The 16,434-nt window shown below is 70.8% G+C and carries 15 protein-coding genes; 9 read left to right on the top strand and 6 right to left on the bottom strand.

Annotation, left to right across the window (positions count from 1 at the left end; all coding sequences use genetic code 11):
• Positions 1–75: 75 nt before the first annotated feature.
• On the bottom strand, positions 76–327 hold the full coding sequence (locus IEY30_RS15830) for a hypothetical protein (RefSeq protein WP_030200103.1): 252 nt from the start codon (positions 325–327) through the stop codon (positions 76–78).
• A 126-nt stretch (positions 328–453) separates the two neighbouring features.
• Here IEY30_RS15830 and IEY30_RS15825 point away from each other — a divergent pair, with 126 nt between their 5' ends.
• The 3 genes from IEY30_RS15825 to IEY30_RS15815 all read left to right on the top strand — a co-directional run bounded on the left by IEY30_RS15825 (position 454) and on the right by IEY30_RS15815 (position 3,758).
• Positions 454–900: a ChaB family protein gene (locus tag IEY30_RS15825; RefSeq protein ID WP_030200102.1), complete on the top strand. Its 447-nt coding sequence runs from the start codon at positions 454–456 to the stop codon at positions 898–900.
• 291 nt (positions 901–1,191) lie between these two features.
• Positions 1,192–2,658: a S8 family serine peptidase gene (locus IEY30_RS15820; protein ID WP_229675034.1), complete on the top strand. Its 1,467-nt coding sequence runs from the start codon at positions 1,192–1,194 to the stop codon at positions 2,656–2,658.
• 176 nt (positions 2,659–2,834) lie between these two features.
• Entirely contained in the window at positions 2,835–3,758 is a 924-nt protein-coding gene (locus IEY30_RS15815) for a universal stress protein (RefSeq protein ID WP_030200100.1), read from the top strand.
• Between the two features lie 66 nt (positions 3,759–3,824).
• Here the strand turns inward: IEY30_RS15815 and IEY30_RS15810 are convergent, their stop codons facing one another.
• Positions 3,825–4,262, bottom strand: coding sequence for an SRPBCC family protein (locus IEY30_RS15810; protein ID WP_030200098.1), 438 nt, complete (start codon positions 4,260–4,262; stop codon positions 3,825–3,827).
• A 121-nt stretch (positions 4,263–4,383) separates the two neighbouring features.
• Between IEY30_RS15810 and IEY30_RS15805 the strand changes: the two genes are divergently transcribed.
• Entirely contained in the window at positions 4,384–4,764 is a 381-nt protein-coding gene (locus IEY30_RS15805; RefSeq protein WP_030200096.1) for a VOC family protein, read from the top strand.
• 60 nt (positions 4,765–4,824) lie between these two features.
• On the opposite strand, the gene IEY30_RS15800 is transcribed toward IEY30_RS15805, so the two are convergent.
• Positions 4,825–7,230 (bottom strand): Tex family protein, encoded by a 2,406-nt coding sequence (locus IEY30_RS15800; RefSeq protein ID WP_030200094.1) that lies wholly within the window; start codon positions 7,228–7,230, stop codon positions 4,825–4,827.
• A 94-nt stretch (positions 7,231–7,324) separates the two neighbouring features.
• Positions 7,325–8,719 (bottom strand): amidase, encoded by a 1,395-nt coding sequence (locus IEY30_RS15795; protein ID WP_030200091.1) that lies wholly within the window; start codon positions 8,717–8,719, stop codon positions 7,325–7,327.
• A 112-nt stretch (positions 8,720–8,831) separates the two neighbouring features.
• Here IEY30_RS15795 and IEY30_RS15790 point away from each other — a divergent pair, with 112 nt between their 5' ends.
• From IEY30_RS15790 to arfC, 3 genes are all read left to right on the top strand, one after another.
• Positions 8,832–9,266 carry a hypothetical protein gene (locus tag IEY30_RS15790; protein ID WP_030200090.1) on the top strand — a complete coding sequence of 145 codons (435 nt, stop codon included), beginning with the start codon at positions 8,832–8,834 and terminating at the stop codon, positions 9,264–9,266.
• 131 nt (positions 9,267–9,397) lie between these two features.
• On the top strand, positions 9,398–9,679 hold the full coding sequence (locus tag IEY30_RS15785) for a hypothetical protein (RefSeq protein WP_030200088.1): 282 nt from the start codon (positions 9,398–9,400) through the stop codon (positions 9,677–9,679).
• On the top strand, positions 9,676–10,404 hold the full coding sequence (arfC, locus tag IEY30_RS15780) for a channel accessory protein ArfC (RefSeq protein ID WP_030200086.1): 729 nt from the start codon (positions 9,676–9,678) through the stop codon (positions 10,402–10,404). The genes IEY30_RS15785 and arfC overlap by 4 nt, the downstream gene beginning before the upstream one ends.
• Positions 10,405–10,441: 37 nt before the next feature.
• Here the strand turns inward: arfC and IEY30_RS15775 are convergent, their stop codons facing one another.
• Together IEY30_RS15775 and IEY30_RS15770 are read right to left on the bottom strand one after the other, a co-directional pair.
• Positions 10,442–10,894, bottom strand: a complete 453-nt coding sequence (locus IEY30_RS15775; RefSeq protein ID WP_030200084.1) for a hypothetical protein — start codon at positions 10,892–10,894, stop codon at positions 10,442–10,444.
• Positions 10,895–11,343: 449 nt separating this feature from the next.
• Positions 11,344–11,760 carry a DUF6318 family protein gene (locus IEY30_RS15770; protein WP_156035371.1) on the bottom strand — a complete coding sequence of 139 codons (417 nt, stop codon included), beginning with the start codon at positions 11,758–11,760 and terminating at the stop codon, positions 11,344–11,346.
• Positions 11,761–12,316: 556 nt separating this feature from the next.
• On the opposite strand from IEY30_RS15770, the gene IEY30_RS21960 reads away from it, so the two are divergent.
• Together IEY30_RS21960 and IEY30_RS15760 are read left to right on the top strand one after the other, a co-directional pair.
• Positions 12,317–15,133, top strand: coding sequence for an McrB family protein (locus IEY30_RS21960; RefSeq protein ID WP_052358653.1), 2,817 nt, complete (start codon positions 12,317–12,319; stop codon positions 15,131–15,133).
• 19 nt (positions 15,134–15,152) lie between these two features.
• Positions 15,153–16,385: an McrC family protein gene (locus tag IEY30_RS15760; RefSeq protein WP_030200080.1), complete on the top strand. Its 1,233-nt coding sequence runs from the start codon at positions 15,153–15,155 to the stop codon at positions 16,383–16,385.
• The last annotated feature ends 49 nt before the right edge of the window (positions 16,386–16,434 follow it).

Here is a 16,434-nt window from a genome sequence, read left to right as displayed (position 1 = left end):
CGTACCCCCTCGGGTACGCGCCGCAACACATTCCGGACAACCGGAGTCTTTCGCCCGCCAGTGCCGCGGGGACGCTCAGTCGCGGCGCTCGTCCTCGTCGTCGTCCTCCGGGACGTCGACCTGCTGCTCGACGAGGTCGCCCTCGTCCGCGGCGGGGAGTGCGCCCTCCGTGGCGCTCGGACGGAGGGTGTCCGGGAAGAGCACGTCGGGGCCGTCCGTGTCGGGACGGCCCGTCGCGAGCTCTTCCGCGTCGGTGCTCTCGGGCTGGCCGCCGTCGAACTCGCTGGGGTCCGGGGTGCTCGAGTCGGCCGCGCGTGAGGTGTCCATGCGCCACCCGTACCCGACCGCGGGCGAGCCGAACGGCGATGGCGTATGCCGTCACGGACTCGCGCGTGCGACTGCCCACGCGTCGTGGGTACGTTCCGGGTGAACACCGATCAAGGAGGTCCGGACATGCCTGCGAAGAAGCGCTCGACCACAAGGTCGGACACCGACCTGCCGTCCACGCTCGAGCGGTCGCCGAAGAAGGCGCAGGAGACGTGGCTGGCGACGCACGACGCCGCGGTCGAGGAGTACGGCGAGGGCGAGCGCGCCCACCGGACCGCGTTCGCCTCGCTCAAGCACTCCTTCGAGAAGGTGGGCGACCACTGGGAGCCCAAGGACGAGAAGGGCCCGAGCGACGTCCAGGCAGAGCGCCGGGGAGCCGAGGCCCGGACCCACCGCAACGACGGCGACTCGGCAGGCGGCGTCAACGCCAACGCGACGAAGAGCCACCTGCTCGACGTCGCGAAACGGCTGGACGTGCGTGGCCGGACCCGCATGAACAAGGACGAGCTCGTCGAGGCGATCCAGAGGGCCAACGACCGTGCCACCGCTGCGGCGCGCAAGAAGTCGAGCTGACGAATCCCTCTGCCGTCCTGACGTTCTCATCCCCAAAGGGTCGAAGGGGATGAACCGCACCGGACCTCGGGCACACGGGCACTCAGGTTCGTCGGAGTCGGTTCTACGGACGGGCTCGACGTCCTAACGTGGTGAGCTGGGCCGCCACAGGAGTCGGCCCAGCGGCGGGACGCTCATGCCGCCGCCGCGAAGGAGACAACCATGTCCGTGTCACGAAGTCGGGGTGGGTCTCGGGGAACTGCAGTGCTCGGAGCGGTCGCGGTCGTCGCGGCTGCCGCGTTGGCGACGGCGGTGGCGTCCAGCGACGCCTCGGCGGCCGGTGCCACGTCCACCTATCTGGTGGTCTACAAGGACAAGACGTCGACGAGCGGTGCCGGCAAGGCGGTGTCGGCGGCCGGTGGGCAGCTCGTCGCGACGTATGCGCCCATCAGTGTCGTCGTCGCCCGCTCGGCGAGCGCCGACTTCGCGGTCAGGATGCGTGCGGTCAAGGGCGTCGAGGGCGCCGTCGCCACGACGAGGTTCGCCAGCGCCGTCGACGGCGGAGCCGTCGGGGCGGATGCGTCGGCGACGGGGGACACGACGACGGACGCGCCGTCCGTGCCGGCCAACGGCGTTGCAGGACTGAATGACTCGCTGTCGGGCCTGCAGTGGGACATGACGCAGATCAAGGTGGGCGAGGCGCACGCCGTCAGCACCGGCTCACCGACGGTCCTCGTCGGTGACATCGACACCGGCCTCGACTACACCCACCCCGATCTCGCGCCGAACGTCGATGCGGCCGCGAGCGTCAACTGCGTCAGCGGTGTCCCGGTGGCCGGGGTGGTGGCCGCCATGGACGACAACGGCCACGGCACCCACACGGCCGGCACGATCGCGGCCGCGGCGAACGGCATCGGCATGGTCGGGGTGGCGCCGAGCGTCAAGATCGCCGGCATCAAGGCGGGCAACGCTGCCGGCTTCTTCTTCCCCGAGGCCGTCGTCTGCTCGTTCATGTGGGCGGCCGACCACGGCGTCGACGTGACCAACAACAGCTACTTCGCCGACCCGTGGCTCTTCAACTGCCGCAACGACGCCGAGCAGCGGGCGATCTGGACCGCCGAGCGGCGCGCCATCAAGTACGCCCAGTCCAAGGGCGTCCTCGTCGTCGCGGCCGAGGGCAACCAGGCCGACGACCTGTCGCACCCGACCGTCGACGCCACGAGCCCGGACGACACCACGCCCGTGACGCGGGACATCTCCAACGCGTGCGCCGTCGTCCCGACCGAGGTGCCGGGCGTCGTCGGCGTCAGCGCGACGGGCAACAAGCAGATGAAGTCGTTCTACTCCTCCTACGGCATCTCCGAGGTCGACGTCGCAGCTCCTGGAGGCGACTCGATCCTCCAGCAGACCGCGGCCGCACCCAACGGCCGGGTCCTGTCGACCTGGCCCGCCTCCCTGCTGACCTCGACGTGCCTCCCGGCGCGCCGCGTCATCGATGCGAGCGGAGCCGCGTACTGCTACCAGCAAGGGACGTCGATGGCCTCGCCGCACGCAGCGGGTGTCGCGGCTCTCATCGCCAGCGTCACCGGCAAGACCGGCGGCGCGCTGTCCGCCGCCCTGCAGGACGCGGTCAACCCGATCCCGTGCCCGACCGACGTCTCGGCCTACGCGTTCTTCCCGGCCCTCGACGGCGGAGCGGCGCAGACCTGCGAGGGCACCCTCACCCAGAACAGCTGGTTCGGGGCGGGGGAGATCGACGCCCTCAAGGCGGTCGGCTGAGCACACCACGTGTGCCGCCGGGCCGGGGCACCCGACCCGGCCCGGCGGCATACCCCGTCGTCCCCGTCTCGCCTGTCTGAGTGGTCACAAAGGCCCCGGCCACGTGGTCCTCCGCGGGAGGATGGAGGTGGCCGGAGCGAGTGGCCCGGTCCCGGGACCCAGGGAAGGGGTGCACGATGAACGGCCAGGTACGGACCACGTACGGCATCGTCGTCGGCTACGACGGTTCGGCAGCATCACAGCTCGCGCTCGAGTGGGCCGCAGAGACGGCTCGCCAGCAGGGCAAGCACCTGACCCTGGTGCACAGCGTCAACCTGGCCAGCGTGCCCGCCTTCCCGGCCATGGACCTCTCGCAGATGGAGCCCACGCTCGAGCACGCCGCCAAGGCACTCGTCGACGAGGGCGCCGAGCGGGCCGGCGCGACCCTGGACGCGTCGCAGATCGAGACGCAGTACTGGCTGGGGAGCCCGGCCGCGCAGCTCATCGACGCCTCCCGTGACGCCGAGCTGATCGTCGTCGGCAGCCGTGGGCGCGGGCGCCTGCTGGCCGGTCTGCTCGGATCGACGTCGTATGCCGTCACCGCCCATTCGCAGTGCCCCGTGGTCGTCGTGCGCGGCCCTGAGGGCAAGACGCCCGACGACGTGCCGATGCCGGCGCGGCCGGGCCGTGGCCACGACGTCGTCGTCGGGATTGACGACTCGGACGCCGCGGTGCGGGCCGTCAACGCCGCCGTCGAGGTCGCCGAGCGCGAGGACGCAGTGCTGCACATCGTCCGCGTCGCACACTCGCCGTCGATGGAGGCCTGGACCTACGCCGAGACCGCCAAGGGAGGCACGGAGGAGACCCACGCGATCCGCGACCACGCCGAGGAGTCCGTGACGCGGGCGGCCAACCGGGTCAGGGCGCTGCACCCGAAGGTCATCGTCACGACCGAGGTGCTCTACGGCGATCCCGGCCAGTCGCTCGCCGACCTCGGCGCGACGGCAGGGCTGATCGTCGTCGGGTCGCGTGGGCACGGCGGCTTCACCGGCATGCTCCTCGGGTCGGTCAGCCACCGCGTCATCCATGACGCGACCTGCCCGGTCATGGTCGTGCGCTGACGAGATCCGTTCGGGCAGAGGCGCTTTCAGACAACGCCCCGGGGCCCGCGTGTCGCCGGCGGGCGCTCAGCCGAGCGCCTCCGCGAAGCGACCCAACGCGGCGTCCCAGTGGGACTTGTCGCCCGCGCCGTCCTCGGCGATGCCCTCACCCTCGTGGTAGAGGTCGACGCGCGTGCCCTCGCCGTCCGGCTTCAGCTGGAGGTCGACGATGCTGAGCGGGCCGTCCTCGTCGCGGTGCCACGACACGCGCACCTGCTCCATCGGGTGGTAGCTGCGCACGACCCCGTGCGGCCCGTCCGTGCTGTGCCATGACTCGCCCTTGCTGCCCAGGGTGACGCCGGGGCCGAGCAGGGCCTCCGTGCCGCGGGCACTGATGAGGTGCTGCCACACCTGCTCGACCGGGGCACCCACGGTCAGGCTCGAGTGCACGCCGGCGGTAGACCCCTCGAGTTCGGCGTCCGCCTCCGCGGAGTTCTCGGGGATCGACTGCGTTGAACTGCTCATGGGCACCTCCGGGTCGCTCGGACCGGCCCCTGATGGGCCGGACCCACCACAGACAGTCGACCAAAGACTGGGCCGGATGACAATGGCTCGGCTGGACCACTTCGGCCCTAGTCTCAGGGAGATGATCGACCACTTCGGCATCAACTGCTCGGACTTCGACGCGAGCGCGCGCTTCTACGACGCGGTGCTCGGCGTCCTCGGCTACAGCCGCCAGATGGACGTCGGTGTTGCCATCGGCTACGGGACCGAAGGACACCCCGACTTCTGGATCACGCGGTGGCAGGGGCACGAGCCCAACCGGGAGATGCACTGCGCCTTCCAGGCCGACGGCGTCGAGTCGGTGCGCGCCTTCCACGCCACGGCCGTCGAGCTCGGCGGGGAGTCGCTGCACGAGCCCCGCCTGTGGCCGGAGTACCACCCCGGCTACTTCGGCGCGTTCGTGCGCGACCCCGACGGCAACAACGTCGAGGCCGTCTTCCACCGCGCCCCGCCGGAGGCCTGAGAGCCCGCCGGAGACCCGATGGGCTGCCGGCGGGTGAGGTCGCGGCCTCCGGCCCGGACCTCAGCCGGTGAAGCCCGCCCGGCGCAGCGCGTCAGCCATGGCGCTGTTGGCCGGTGCCTCGTCCCGACGGGGCCGGTTGCCCTGCCCCGACGAGCCCTGGTTGCCACGCTGCTGACCGCCCCGCGACTGACCGCCACGTGACTGACCCTCACGGCCGCCACGCGCCTGCCCGGCTGCGCCCTGGCCGCGCTCCTTGGAGCCGCCGGGCGTCACCTCGTCGTCGAGGCGGAGGGTGAGCGAGATGCGCTTGCGCGGGACGTCGACGTCGAGGACCTTCACCATGACGACGTCACCGGGCTTCACGACCTCGCGCGGGTCGCGGACGAAGTTCTTCGACAGGGCGGAGACGTGGGCGAGGCCGTCCTGGTGCACACCGATGTCGATGAAGGCCCCGAAAGCTGCGACGTTGGTGACGACTCCCTCGAGCGTCATCCCCGGCTTGAGGTGCTTGATCTCCTCGACACCCTCCTTGAAGGTCGCCGTCTTGAACGTCGGTCGCGGGTCGCGACCCGGCTTGTCGAGCTCGCTGATGATGTCGGTGACGGTCGGCAGTCCGAACGTCTCGTCGACGTAGTCGGCGGGCCGGATCGACTGCAGCGCAGTGGTGTTGCCGATGAGGGTCGTCAGCTTCTGTCCGGTCGACTCGAGCATGCGGCGCACGACCGGGTAGGCCTCCGGGTGCACGGCGGACGCGTCGAGCGGGTCGTCACCTCCGGGGATGCGGAGGAAGCCGGCGGCCTGCTCGAAGGCCTTGGGCCCGAGCCGCGGCACGTCCTTGAGGGCCTTGCGCGTGCGGAACGGGCCGGCGGCGTCACGGTGGGCGACGATGCTGTCGGCGAGCCCGGGGGTGATGCCCGAGACACGCGTCAGCAGGGGAGCCGAGGCCGTGTTGACGTCGACGCCGACAGCGTTGACGCAGTCCTCGACGACGGCGTCGAGGGAGCGGGAGAGCGCGGTCTGGCTGATGTCGTGCTGGTACTGCCCGACGCCGATCGACTTCGGGTCGATCTTGACGAGCTCGGCGAGCGGGTCCTGCAGGCGGCGGGCGATCGAGACGGCCCCGCGCAGCGACACGTCCATGCCCGGCAGCTCCTGCGACGCGAACGCCGACGCGGAGTAGACCGAGGCGCCGGCCTCGGACACGACGGCCGACGTCAGCTTCAGCTCCGGGTGCGCCTTGATGAGGTCGGCCACCAGGCGGTCCGTCTCACGTGACGCCGTGCCGTTGCCGATGGCGATGAGGTCGACGGAGTGCTCCTTGGCGAGCCGCGCGAGGGTCGCGAGCGAGCGGTCCCACTGGTTCTGGGGGACGTGCGGGTAGATCACCTCGGTGGCGACGACGCGGCCGGTGCCGTCGACGACGGCGACCTTGACGCCGGTGCGGAAGCCCGGGTCGAGGCCCATCGTGGCGCGCGCCCCCGCCGGGGCCGCGAGCAGCAGGTCGCGCAGGTTGGCGGCGAAGACGCGTACGGCCTCCTCCTCGGCCGCCCGGCGCAGCTGCATCCGGGCGTCGATCCCGAGGTGGACGAGGATCTTCGTGCGCCACGCCCAGCGCACGGTCCCGGCGAGCCACTCGTCGGCCGGCCGGTCGTGGTTCTCGATGCCGAAGCGCCGCGCGATGGCGCGTTCGTATGCCGTGGGGCCGGGCTGCTGCTCGGCCGCGGGGTCGTCGGGGTGGATCTCGACGGAGAGGACGTCCTCCTTCTCGCCGCGGAACAGGGCGAGGATGCGGTGGGACGGCAGCTTGGAGAGGGGCTCGGAGAAGTCGAAGTAGTCGGAGAACTTCGCGCCCTCCTCCTCCTTGCCCGAGCGCACGCGGGAACCGACGTGGCCCTGCTTCCAGACGCGGTCGCGCAGGTCGCCGATGAGGTCGGCGTCCTCGGCGAAGCGCTCGACGAGGATGGCCCGGGCGCCCTCGAGGGCAGCGGCAGCGTCGGCCACCTCGCGGTCGGAGTCGACGAATCCCGCTGCAGCAGCGGTGGGCTCGGTGTCGGGGGAGCTGAGCAGCAGCTCGGCGAGCGGCTCGAGTCCCGCCTCGCGGGCGATCTGGGCCTTGGTCCGGCGCTTGGGTTTGAACGGGAGGTAGATGTCCTCGAGGCGCGCCTTGGTCTCGGCGGCCATGATCTGGCCGCGGAGGGCGTCGTCGAGCTTGCCCTGCTCCTCGACGGATGCGAGCACGGCAGCGCGCCGCTCCTCGAGCTCACGGAGGTAGCCGAGCCGCTCCTCGAGCGTGCGCAGCTGGGCGTCGTCGAGCCCGCCGGTGACCTCCTTGCGGTAGCGCGCCACGAACGGGACGGTCGAGCCACCGTCGAGCAGGCCCACGGCCGCGGTCACCTGTCCGTCGCGGACGCCGAGCTCCTCCGCGATTCGACGCTCGATCGACGGCACCTTCACCTGCACGTTCACTGCGGCTGTTCTCCTGCTGGTCGACGACACACCGAGCCACGCATTCTGCCGTGCACCGGCGGCGAGCCGCGCGCGGGGCACGCGGACGGGGCGGTCAGGATCGGATCGGCCACCTGGGGAGCATGGCCTCGGACCGGTGCGCCTCGAACCAGGCGAGGGCGGCGAGCACGCCGACGTCGTCGAAGCGGCGACCCGACACCTGGACGCCGATCGTGCGGCCGTCGGCGGTGAAGCCGCAGTTCGTCGTGCCCGCCGGCTGCCCCGACAGGTTGTAGGGGGCGGTGAAGCCGATGTGGGGCATGGCCGCATCGCCGTCACCCCACGGCATCGGCCACTCGGCCGGGAAGGCCGGCATCGGGGCGACGGGTGAGAGCACGAGGTCGTAGCGCTCGGTCGCCGCGACCGTGGCCTGCTGGATCGCCATGATGCTCGTGTAGTCGCGCAGCACGTCGACGCCGTCGACCTTGCGAGCGCCCTCGGCCCAGCGGCGGATGAAGGGCAGCACGCGCTCCTGAGCCGCGGCGGGCAGTGCGTCGAGGTCCACGAGGGAGCGGACCCGCCAGAACTGGTCGAGGTCCTCGAGCCAGGACTGGCGCAGGAAGGGCTCGAGCGGCGTCACCACGGCGCCGGCGTCCGCGAAGACGGCGGCAGCCTCCTCCACGGCCGTCCGGACGTCCGGATCGACGGGGAGGCCGCAGCCCGCGTCCAGGTGGAGTCCGACGCGCAGGCCTACTGGGTCGAGTACGTCTGGGGTGGAGGGCAGGACCTCGGGCGGCAGGCTCGTCCAGTCCCGGGCGTCGGGGCGGCTGATGACCGAGAGGAGCAGTGCTGCGTCGTCGGCGCTGCGCGTGATCGGCCCGGCCACGCGACCTAGGTAGGGCACGTCGAGCGGGACCCGTCCGGCGCTGGGCTTGAGCGTGGTGAGGCCGAGCCACGTGCCCGGGAGGCGGATCGAGCCGCCGATGTCGGTGCCGACGTGGAGCGGTCCGTAGCCGGCCGCGGCAGCAGCGCCGGCGCCGGAGCTGGAGCCGCCGGTCGTCAGGGACTCGTCCCACGGGGAGCGCGTGATCCCGTGCAGGCTGGAGACGCCGGAGCTGAGCATGCCCCAGTCCGGCATCACCGTCGAGCCGAGCAGGATCGCCCCCGCTTCCTCGAGGCGCTCGACGACGGGACAGCTGCGCACCGGCACCACCGGGGTCACCCCGGCATTGCCGAGGGGCATCGGGACGCCCGCGCGGCCGAGGTTCTCCTTGACAGTGGCCGGGATGCCGTCGAGGGGACCCTGAGGTATGCCGTCCCGCCAGCGGCGCTCACTGGCCTCGGCCTCTTCGTGGGCGGCGTCGAGGTCGTGGACGTGGAAGGCGTTGAGGGTCGGCTCGCGCGAAGCGACGACCTCGGCCACGTCGCGGACGACGTCGACGGGCGAGAGGGAGCCCGCGGCATACGCGAGGAGGAGGTCGGTGGCGGTCCGGGCGGCAGGACGCTCCATGACGACGGCCTCCTCTCGCGTGCCCGCGGCCTCCACGACCCGGGCAGGCGTCCACGCTAACGCGTGTGGACAACGCGCACCCACTGTCACCGGTCGCAGCCATCCTCGTGGCATGCGCTTCGACGAGCTGCCCCGGGACTGGGCCCAACGACCGATCACCGACCCCGACGTCTTCGAGGGGGTGGTCGACCTCATCGTGACGGAGCAGTCGCGATCAGACGGGGCCATCTACCTGCTGCTGTGTCACCCCAACCGGCACCTGCTCCAGCCGATCTGCCTGCCCGACGAGCCGCGCCGCATGGATGTCGGCGAGGTGCTCGACGGTGTCCGCCTGCTGCTGACGGAGGTCTCGCGCCACGACGTGCGCGACGTCGTCATGGTCATCGCGCGGCCCGGACGGGTGACCCCCACGCCGCGTGACCGCGATCTGCGAGCGGCGTTCGAAGGAGCCTGTCGCGGTGCTGGATTCACGCTGCACGCCGTGGCGATCGCGGCACTGGACGACGTGGCCGTGCTGCCGGCAGAGGGGGACTGCGCGGCGGCCTGAGGTGGGGCGAGGAGAAGGCCACGGCGTGGGGAAGATGCCGTGGCGTTCCCTCGCTCCGCAGGGGTGGTCGGGGTAGCGTCCAAGCCGTGGTCGCGACCGCGGCGACGTCGTCCTGACCCCTCGGAGGACCGATGGCCCAGCACGCCCCCAGCAGTGGGCAGCCCGTGACGCGCTCGTACCGGCAGGGCATCGGCGGTGCCTGGTGGACGGCCCTCCTCGTCGTGACCGTTCTGCTCGGTTTCGTCGGGCGCAGCGACAGCGGCTTCTGGAGCGTCTTCCTGTGGAGCATCGTCGGTTTCGTCGTGGGCTCGCTCGTGGCGATCGCGCTGGCTGGTCGTCTCGTGCCGGCGAGGTCCGAGGACGAGGCCTTCGCCGGTCTCGTGCGTGTCGACGGTGCAGGGGGCGCGCGATGAAGTGGCTGCTGATGCTCCTCGCGTTCGTCCTCGGCGCCGCGATCACGTGGTTCCTCACCGTCAAGCGCGTCACCCGGACCGTGTCCGTGGACGACGGCGCGGCCGATGTGGAAGCGGCCGAGCCCGACCTCACCCCGGTGGTCTCACCGGGGGAGCCCGTCGCGGGAGCGGTCGGCGTCGCCGGTGGCGCGGACCTGGCCGCCGCGGCTGGGGCTGGTGTCCTGGCGGCCGAGGCTCCCGAGATCTCGCAGACCTCCGAGGCTGCCGACTCGGCCGTGGACGACGAGGACGGCGAGGAAGGCGAGGACGACGCGGACAACGCGAGCCGCTTCGGCGGGTCGCACACCGAGCCCTCGGAGGCGCCGGGCGCTGCGGAGGAGTGGGACCGGGACGCGCAGGACGAGGACGCCCTCATGCCAGCATCTGCGGTGGAGGCGTCGGATCCTGGTGCCGAGTCCGAGGAGGACGTCCCGCCGGTCGTCGATGCCACTCCGAACGGTGACCTGGCCGGAGTCGGCAACCCCGCCGAGGTCGCCGAGGTCGACGGGCACGTCGAGGCGCAGCAGTCCGCGGCTGCGGGCCAAGCCAGCGACTCGTCCTCTACGGGAGACGTCGCGGGCGTCAGTCAGTCAGCGGCACGACACGAGCAGGGCGAGCTGACCTTCGACGACGAACCCGAGCCGCCCAAGAAGCCGAAGAAGGAGCGGGGCGGCACCGCCGTCTGAGCGGCGTCGCCTACCTGCCGCCTCGTGGGCGTCGGCGTCAGTGGTTGACGAGCACGCCCTTCGCCTCACGCACCGTCACCGTCGTCGACGGGCCCGGCACGGTGACGGTGGAGGGAATCTCGTCCCAGGTCGAGCCGTCGAGGCTGTAGTCGGCTCCGAACGTCGTGTCGACCCGCACGGGGAACTCTCCCTTGGACCGGTAGACGTGCGTGATGTCGCCGTCGGGGTAGACGCCGCCGGTGGAGGTCGTCGGCCCAACGGTCGATCCGTCCCCGAACAGATAGGTGAACCCGATCAGCTTGGGACGGATCTGCACCGGGATTCCCCGAAGCACGGACCTGTCGACCTCGCCCGGCTGGAAACCCGCGCCCGACCAGTTGACCTTGTAGAAGGTGCGCAGGTTCACGAGGGTGGTGTTCCCGGCCGGCTGGCTCGAGATCTGCGGCTTTGACCACGGTGTGCGCATGAACTGACCTTTGAGGTCGGCCATGGTGAGTGTCGGTCTCGCTCCAGGCGCGACATCGGATGCGCAAGTTAAGCCCCGGGGGCTCCAGGGTTCGATCTCAACGCCAGCCTCCATCGTCCGCCGCCAGATCCGGAGAAGTGGTCCGAGTTCCTCAGGCGGACAATCCCTGAGGGCATGCGTGCAAGTGACTTGCTCCGACGCAGTGCCTGGCCGGGCGGGCAGGCAATCGTTCAAAGACATGTATTGGTATACAGGGGCTTCCTTTGGTCGAACCTCAACTATCTGTCCGCCGGTGTCGCCCGGAAACTTCTCTAGCGCGAGGACTTGTTCTCGCGTCAGGAGCGTCGCCGCCTGCTCATTGGTCGCGCAGGTCTTAAGTACTGATTTGTCACATCCAGCCTGGGCTGCAAGGGGCGTCAAAATTCCTATCGTGGCGCAGCCCAGAATGGCCACGACAGCCCGGGCGATCACCTTCATTTGGCGACCTGCAAGCGAGCGATCTGCCAACGACCATCGAATTTTAAGGTAGCCAAAAAGGCTCCCTTGTCTGCGCTGGTGTGATCAACGGTCACACCATCCATGTCAACTATGGGGACTCGGTGTTGCTCGATCGAAACCAGAACAGACCGAACCTCTTTGTCATACCTGTTCGCCGACGCAGACGTCACTTCGATCGAGAGTCCTTGGTGGTGACGGCCCTTATCTCGCAACTCCTTGGCGGAACTGCTCAGTTCTCCGCAGACTGAGCACGAACCGGACGCAAGTCCGTTCAGCGGCGCTGGGTCCCCCTGAACGAATGAACGGTTGACCTGCTCCATGTAGAAGCGCGAGAACGCTTCAGCTCCTGCTTGTGTCTGGGGGCGGGCTGCGGCCGGGATCTTGGCGATCATGGGATCGACGGACGGCGTGGGGCTTGGGGCGGCCGAGGTGGTCGTCGTGGGTGGGATCGATGAGCTGCTGGCCGAGGAGCTCGCCGGGGGAGCGGTCGTGTCCGCGGGGCCGGGGTCCCCGCCCGAGCACGCGCCGAGCGTCGCGAGCGCGACGGAGGCAGCGGCATACGCAAGAAGTGGTCGGTGTGGGCGTGCGGCGGCGGTCATCGGCGTCCCCTGTCGATCGTCGATCATCGTGCGGTTGCATGGTCTCAAGAGCGTTTCGTGCCCTTCGTTCCCCGTTGGAAACCTACGGGCATCCTCCAGCACCCGCATCCCGAGCGTGGCCGGTCATCCACAGGCACCCCGGGCACCGAACGTTGAGGATCGTGGGTGACAATGGTGGCGATTCGCTGCCGTCAGGGGCCGTTCGACGCTGCGATTCCTGGGGGTCGATGGCGCCACCTCCATGAGTTTCGAAGCATGGGCGACTGGCAGGTAACCTTCTCGCGGTCCTGCTCGCACCTCCACGCGCGCAGTAGCTATGCGCCCTAGAAGTGGGCGTGCAAGGAGCCTCATGTCTCGCACTGACACCGTCGACGTCAAGCGTTGGCGCGCCAAGTACGCCCTCATCGAGCGGGCTGCGGAGGCGGACAAGGACGCGCAGGCCCTCTTCGCCGAGCTCGACTCCGAGCGGAGCGCCCGAAACGGCGAGCTGCGCGAGATCCTCGCGGACCTCGTGGCCTCCAGCGACCTCGTCGCCTTCAAGGAGGCGATGAACCAGTGGACGCGCAAGGACGGCCCCTACGTCGGGTTCGGTCCCGTGGGCGGCCCGTGGCTCGCGGCGCTCGTGCGCCGGGCCGAGGAGGAGTACGCCGAGGTCGTCGGCCTGCTCAAGCTCGCCCTCCAGACCCCTGCGTCCCCCCAGGACGCCGCCGACAAGCTCCAGGCCATGGAGGCCTTCCTGGCCCGCGGCGGCTCGCGTGGCCAGCGCGCCCCGGGACCGGGCCACACGGCATACGTGCTCTCGCTCTTCTGGTCGACCGACGACGGCGGCGAGTGGCCGCTCATGTGGGAGAACGCTCCGCACATGCTCCAGCGCCTCGGCTGGCTCGAGCGCGGCCTCAGCCATGCGGAGCGCTACGTCGCCTTCGCCGACCTCTGTGCGGCCCTGCGCCCCGAGGACCCGAAGTACGCCGCGCGCATCCTCTGGTACCTCAAGGAGACCGAGGCGTTCGTCGGTATCGCCCCCAAGGCGCTCGACGTGTGCGTCGAGGCCGCCGAGATCGCGGCGGACTTCCGCGCGTCGACGGGCTACGGCGACGCCAGGCGCGAGGAGCGCGCCGCCGACCTCGCCCGCCAGCTGCGCGGCGAGGCCGACCACATCTCCGACAGCCTCATCGAGCGGCTCTCCGCCGAGACCGGCCTCTACCTCGAGGCGCCCACGCTCGCGCTGCAGCAGCACGCGGGCGAGGACGCCGCCTACCGCTCCGACCTGTATGCCGCGTGGATCCTCGTCGGCGGCGCCGGCGCCCCGGGCTTCCGCCTCTGGGTCACCGCGGCCGGTGTCGCGTTCGGCCTGCACGGCGGCTGGGAGGGCGAGTCCGACCAGCAGCACCGCGAGGTCGGCACCATCGTCCAGGAGCACCTGCCCCGCGGCCTCAGCTTCCTGCGCGTGCACGAGGACGGCCGCACCGACCGGCTCGAGCCGGTCGGCCGCGAGTACCCCGGGGGCGAGACGTTCGTCGGTCGCTGGTGGAAGGGCGAGGAGGCCGTAGGCCGCGCCGACTTCGCCGACGACATCATCACGACCGCCCGCGCGCTGACGCCGCTGCTGCGATTCATGACCTCGAGCCAACGCGGTCCGCTCGACGACCCGAGCCTCGAGCTCGCCGCCATGGTCGACCTCGACACCGAGGTCGAGATCTTCAAGACGGAGCGCCCCTACCCGAGCGAGCGCGACGCGTGGCACCAGGAGCAGCGTCGCGTCTTCGCAGCCTGCCTCTCCCGCGAGGGGCTCGAGGACTTCGACCTGCCGACCTTCAAGCGGATCGTGTCGACGCGGGGCTACGGCGACATCGGCGCCCAGTCCGTGCTCATCAGCAGCATCAACGCCCTCGACGCCGGCGGCATCGACGAGCTGCGCGTCATGGTCCGCGACCTCCTGTGGGGCGAGGGCCGTGACGAGGAGCGGATCAACCGCGTCCTCGGCTCCGACGACGTGCCCGTCCAGGGCTTCGGCGAGAGCGTCGTGCTCAAGCTCTTCGCGATCGCCCACCCGGAGCACTGGCTGCCGCTCTTCGCCCTCAGCGGCGACTCGGGCAAGATCGCCATGCTCGGCCGCCTCGGCGGCCCGGCGCGCTGGACCGACGGTAAGTCCCGTGGCCGCACGCACGTCGAGACCAACGCCCTGCTCAAGCAGACCCTCGACCCGCTGCTCCCGGACGACCCGTGGGGTCAGGCGCAACTCGCCTACTGGCTCATGCGCCGCTCCGACAAGGCGCTCATGCCCGACCACGACGCGCTCGGCGAGGCCGCCCAGGAGCTGCTCATCGAGGAGGACTTCCTCCGCGAGATCCAAGGCCTGCTCGAGGAGAAGAAGCAGGTCATCTTCTACGGCCCTCCCGGCACCGGCAAGACCTACCTCGCGCAGCGCTTCGCGGCCGCCCTGCAGCCCGACCCGGCCAAGCGCGACATCGTCCAATTCCACCCGAGCAGCAGCTACGAGGACTTCTTCGAGGGCTTCCGCCCGCAGATCGACCACCAGGGCCAGATGGTCTACGAGCTGCGCAAGGGACCTCTCGCCCTCCTCGCCGAGGCGGCCGAGGCCGACCCGCTGACGCCGCACATCATGATCATCGACGAGATCAACCGCGCGAACCTCCCGCGCGTCTTCGGTGAGCTGCTCTTCCTCCTCGAGTACCGCTCGCACTCGGTCAAGACGAGCTACCGGCCCGACGAGGGCTTCGAGCTGCCGCCGAACCTCTACTTCATCGGCACGATGAACACCGCCGACCGCTCGATCGCGCTCGTCGACGCCGCCCTGCGCCGACGCTTCGACTTCGTGCCGTTCATGCCGCACGACGGCCCCATGGAGGGCCTGCTGCGCCGCTGGCTCGAGGCGCACGACGGCCCGGTCTGGGTCGCCGAGCTCGTCGACCGCGTCAACGAGGACCTGCGCCGCGCCCTCCGGGGGCCGCACCTACAGATCGGGCACAGCTACTTCATGCGCCCGGGTCTCGACGGCGACGAGGCGACCCTGCGCCGCATCTGGGACTACAACGTCTACCCCTTCATCGAGGACCAGCTCTACGGCCGCGAGCACGAGCTGGCCCAGTTCCGTTGGGAGAACGTCCGGGCACGCTACGGCCAGTTCGACCTCACGAGGCCGTGACCGTGGAGCTGACCCTCCGATGACGATCGAGCTCGCCCCGATCCCCGAGCACGGACGTTCGGGGCCCGTCCGGCTCACCCGGGAGACGCGCGCGGCCCTCGTCGCGGCTGCGGGGGAGCGGCTCGTCATCCACGCGACGGCCGACCCCGACGTCGTCACCATCGGTGCGACGAGCTGGGTCGGCGCGCTCGCCGTCCCCGGCCTCGTCGTGCGCGTCATGCCGAAGGTCTCGGTCACCAACTTCTTCGCGATGCTCGGCGCGGGCGTCTCGCCGGACGCCTTCGACCATGAGCACGTCACGTGGAGCGACACCGACGAGCTCATCGACGGCGTCGCCTACTTCGCGATCCGGCTCATCGACTCGGCGACGATGCGCGGCCTCGTGCACGGCTACGTCCCGCGCGAGGAGCGCATGCGCACCATCCGCGGCCGCCTCCTCGTCGAGGAGTTCGCCCGCCGCCCCTGGAGCGCGGCCGAGCCTCAGTGCCGCTTCGACGACTTCACCGCCGACATCGTCGAGAACCAGCTCTTCCGCTGCACCCTGCAGGCCATGCTCAGCTGGCCCCAGCTCGCCCCGCACGTGCGCCGCGAGGCGCTCCGGGTCCTCGGGCGCTTCGACGGCGTCTCCGACACTCCGGCGACGAAACACGCTGCGCCACTTCCGATCACGCGCCTCAACGAGCACTACGAGGACGCGATGCGTCTCGGTCGCCTCGTGCTGCAGGCCATGTCGCTGAGCCACGAGGCGGGCGACCAGCAGGCCAACAGCCTCATGGTCGACATGGACGACCTCTTCCAGCGCTGGATCGCCCAGGAGCTCGACCTGCGCCTCGCGCCCGAGATGCGCATCGAGCGCGACGAGGACGTCTGGCTCGACGAGGGGCGCGCGCTCACCATGGCCCCGGACCTCGTCGTGCGCCGCGGCAGCGAGGTGGTCCTCGTCGGGGACGCGAAGTACTCCATGGGCGCCGACGGCTACGTCGCCTCGCGGGACTACCTGGAGCTCGTGGCCTACACGAGCGCCATGGGCCTGCCGACGGGCCTGCTCGTGCACTGCAACAGCGACCGCGCCCCGGAGACCGAGATCGTCATCCGCAACGCCGGCACCCGCATCCTCTGCCGCCCCATCCGTCTCGACGGGTCGTATGCCGCCGTGTGCAAGTCGCTCGACTCGCTCGCCGAGCTGGTGCGCGAGCTCGCCGACGCGCCAGGGGAGTTCGAGGTCCCGACCCTCATCCGCGCCCGCCGCTGACGGGAGGGGAGGCGCCCGGGCCATGCGTCCGGCTGCGATGAGCCGCGCG

The sequence above is a fragment of the Terrabacter tumescens genome, from assembly GCF_014646815.1.
GTDB lineage: Bacteria > Actinomycetota > Actinomycetes > Actinomycetales > Dermatophilaceae > Terrabacter > Terrabacter tumescens.
This window is presented reverse-complemented; position numbering and strand designations above follow the sequence as displayed.

Coding starts and splice junctions, on each gene's coding strand:
- IEY30_RS15830 (WP_030200103.1), bottom strand. CDS start 327: ATGGACACCTCACGCGCGGCCGACTCGAGCACCCCGGACCCCAGCGAG.
- IEY30_RS15825 (WP_030200102.1), top strand. CDS start 454: ATGCCTGCGAAGAAGCGCTCGACCACAAGGTCGGACACCGACCTGCCG.
- IEY30_RS15815 (WP_030200100.1), top strand. CDS start 2,835: ATGAACGGCCAGGTACGGACCACGTACGGCATCGTCGTCGGCTACGAC.
- IEY30_RS15810 (WP_030200098.1), bottom strand. CDS start 4,262: ATGAGCAGTTCAACGCAGTCGATCCCCGAGAACTCCGCGGAGGCGGAC.
- IEY30_RS15805 (WP_030200096.1), top strand. CDS start 4,384: ATGATCGACCACTTCGGCATCAACTGCTCGGACTTCGACGCGAGCGCG.
- IEY30_RS15795 (WP_030200091.1), bottom strand. CDS start 8,719: ATGGAGCGTCCTGCCGCCCGGACCGCCACCGACCTCCTCCTCGCGTAT.
- IEY30_RS15790 (WP_030200090.1), top strand. CDS start 8,832: ATGCGCTTCGACGAGCTGCCCCGGGACTGGGCCCAACGACCGATCACC.
- IEY30_RS15785 (WP_030200088.1), top strand. CDS start 9,398: ATGGCCCAGCACGCCCCCAGCAGTGGGCAGCCCGTGACGCGCTCGTAC.
- arfC (WP_030200086.1), top strand. CDS start 9,676: ATGAAGTGGCTGCTGATGCTCCTCGCGTTCGTCCTCGGCGCCGCGATC.
- IEY30_RS15775 (WP_030200084.1), bottom strand. CDS start 10,894: ATGGCCGACCTCAAAGGTCAGTTCATGCGCACACCGTGGTCAAAGCCG.
- IEY30_RS15770 (WP_156035371.1), bottom strand. CDS start 11,760: ATGATCGCCAAGATCCCGGCCGCAGCCCGCCCCCAGACACAAGCAGGA.
- IEY30_RS21960 (WP_052358653.1), top strand. CDS start 12,317: ATGTCTCGCACTGACACCGTCGACGTCAAGCGTTGGCGCGCCAAGTAC.
- IEY30_RS15760 (WP_030200080.1), top strand. CDS start 15,153: ATGACGATCGAGCTCGCCCCGATCCCCGAGCACGGACGTTCGGGGCCC.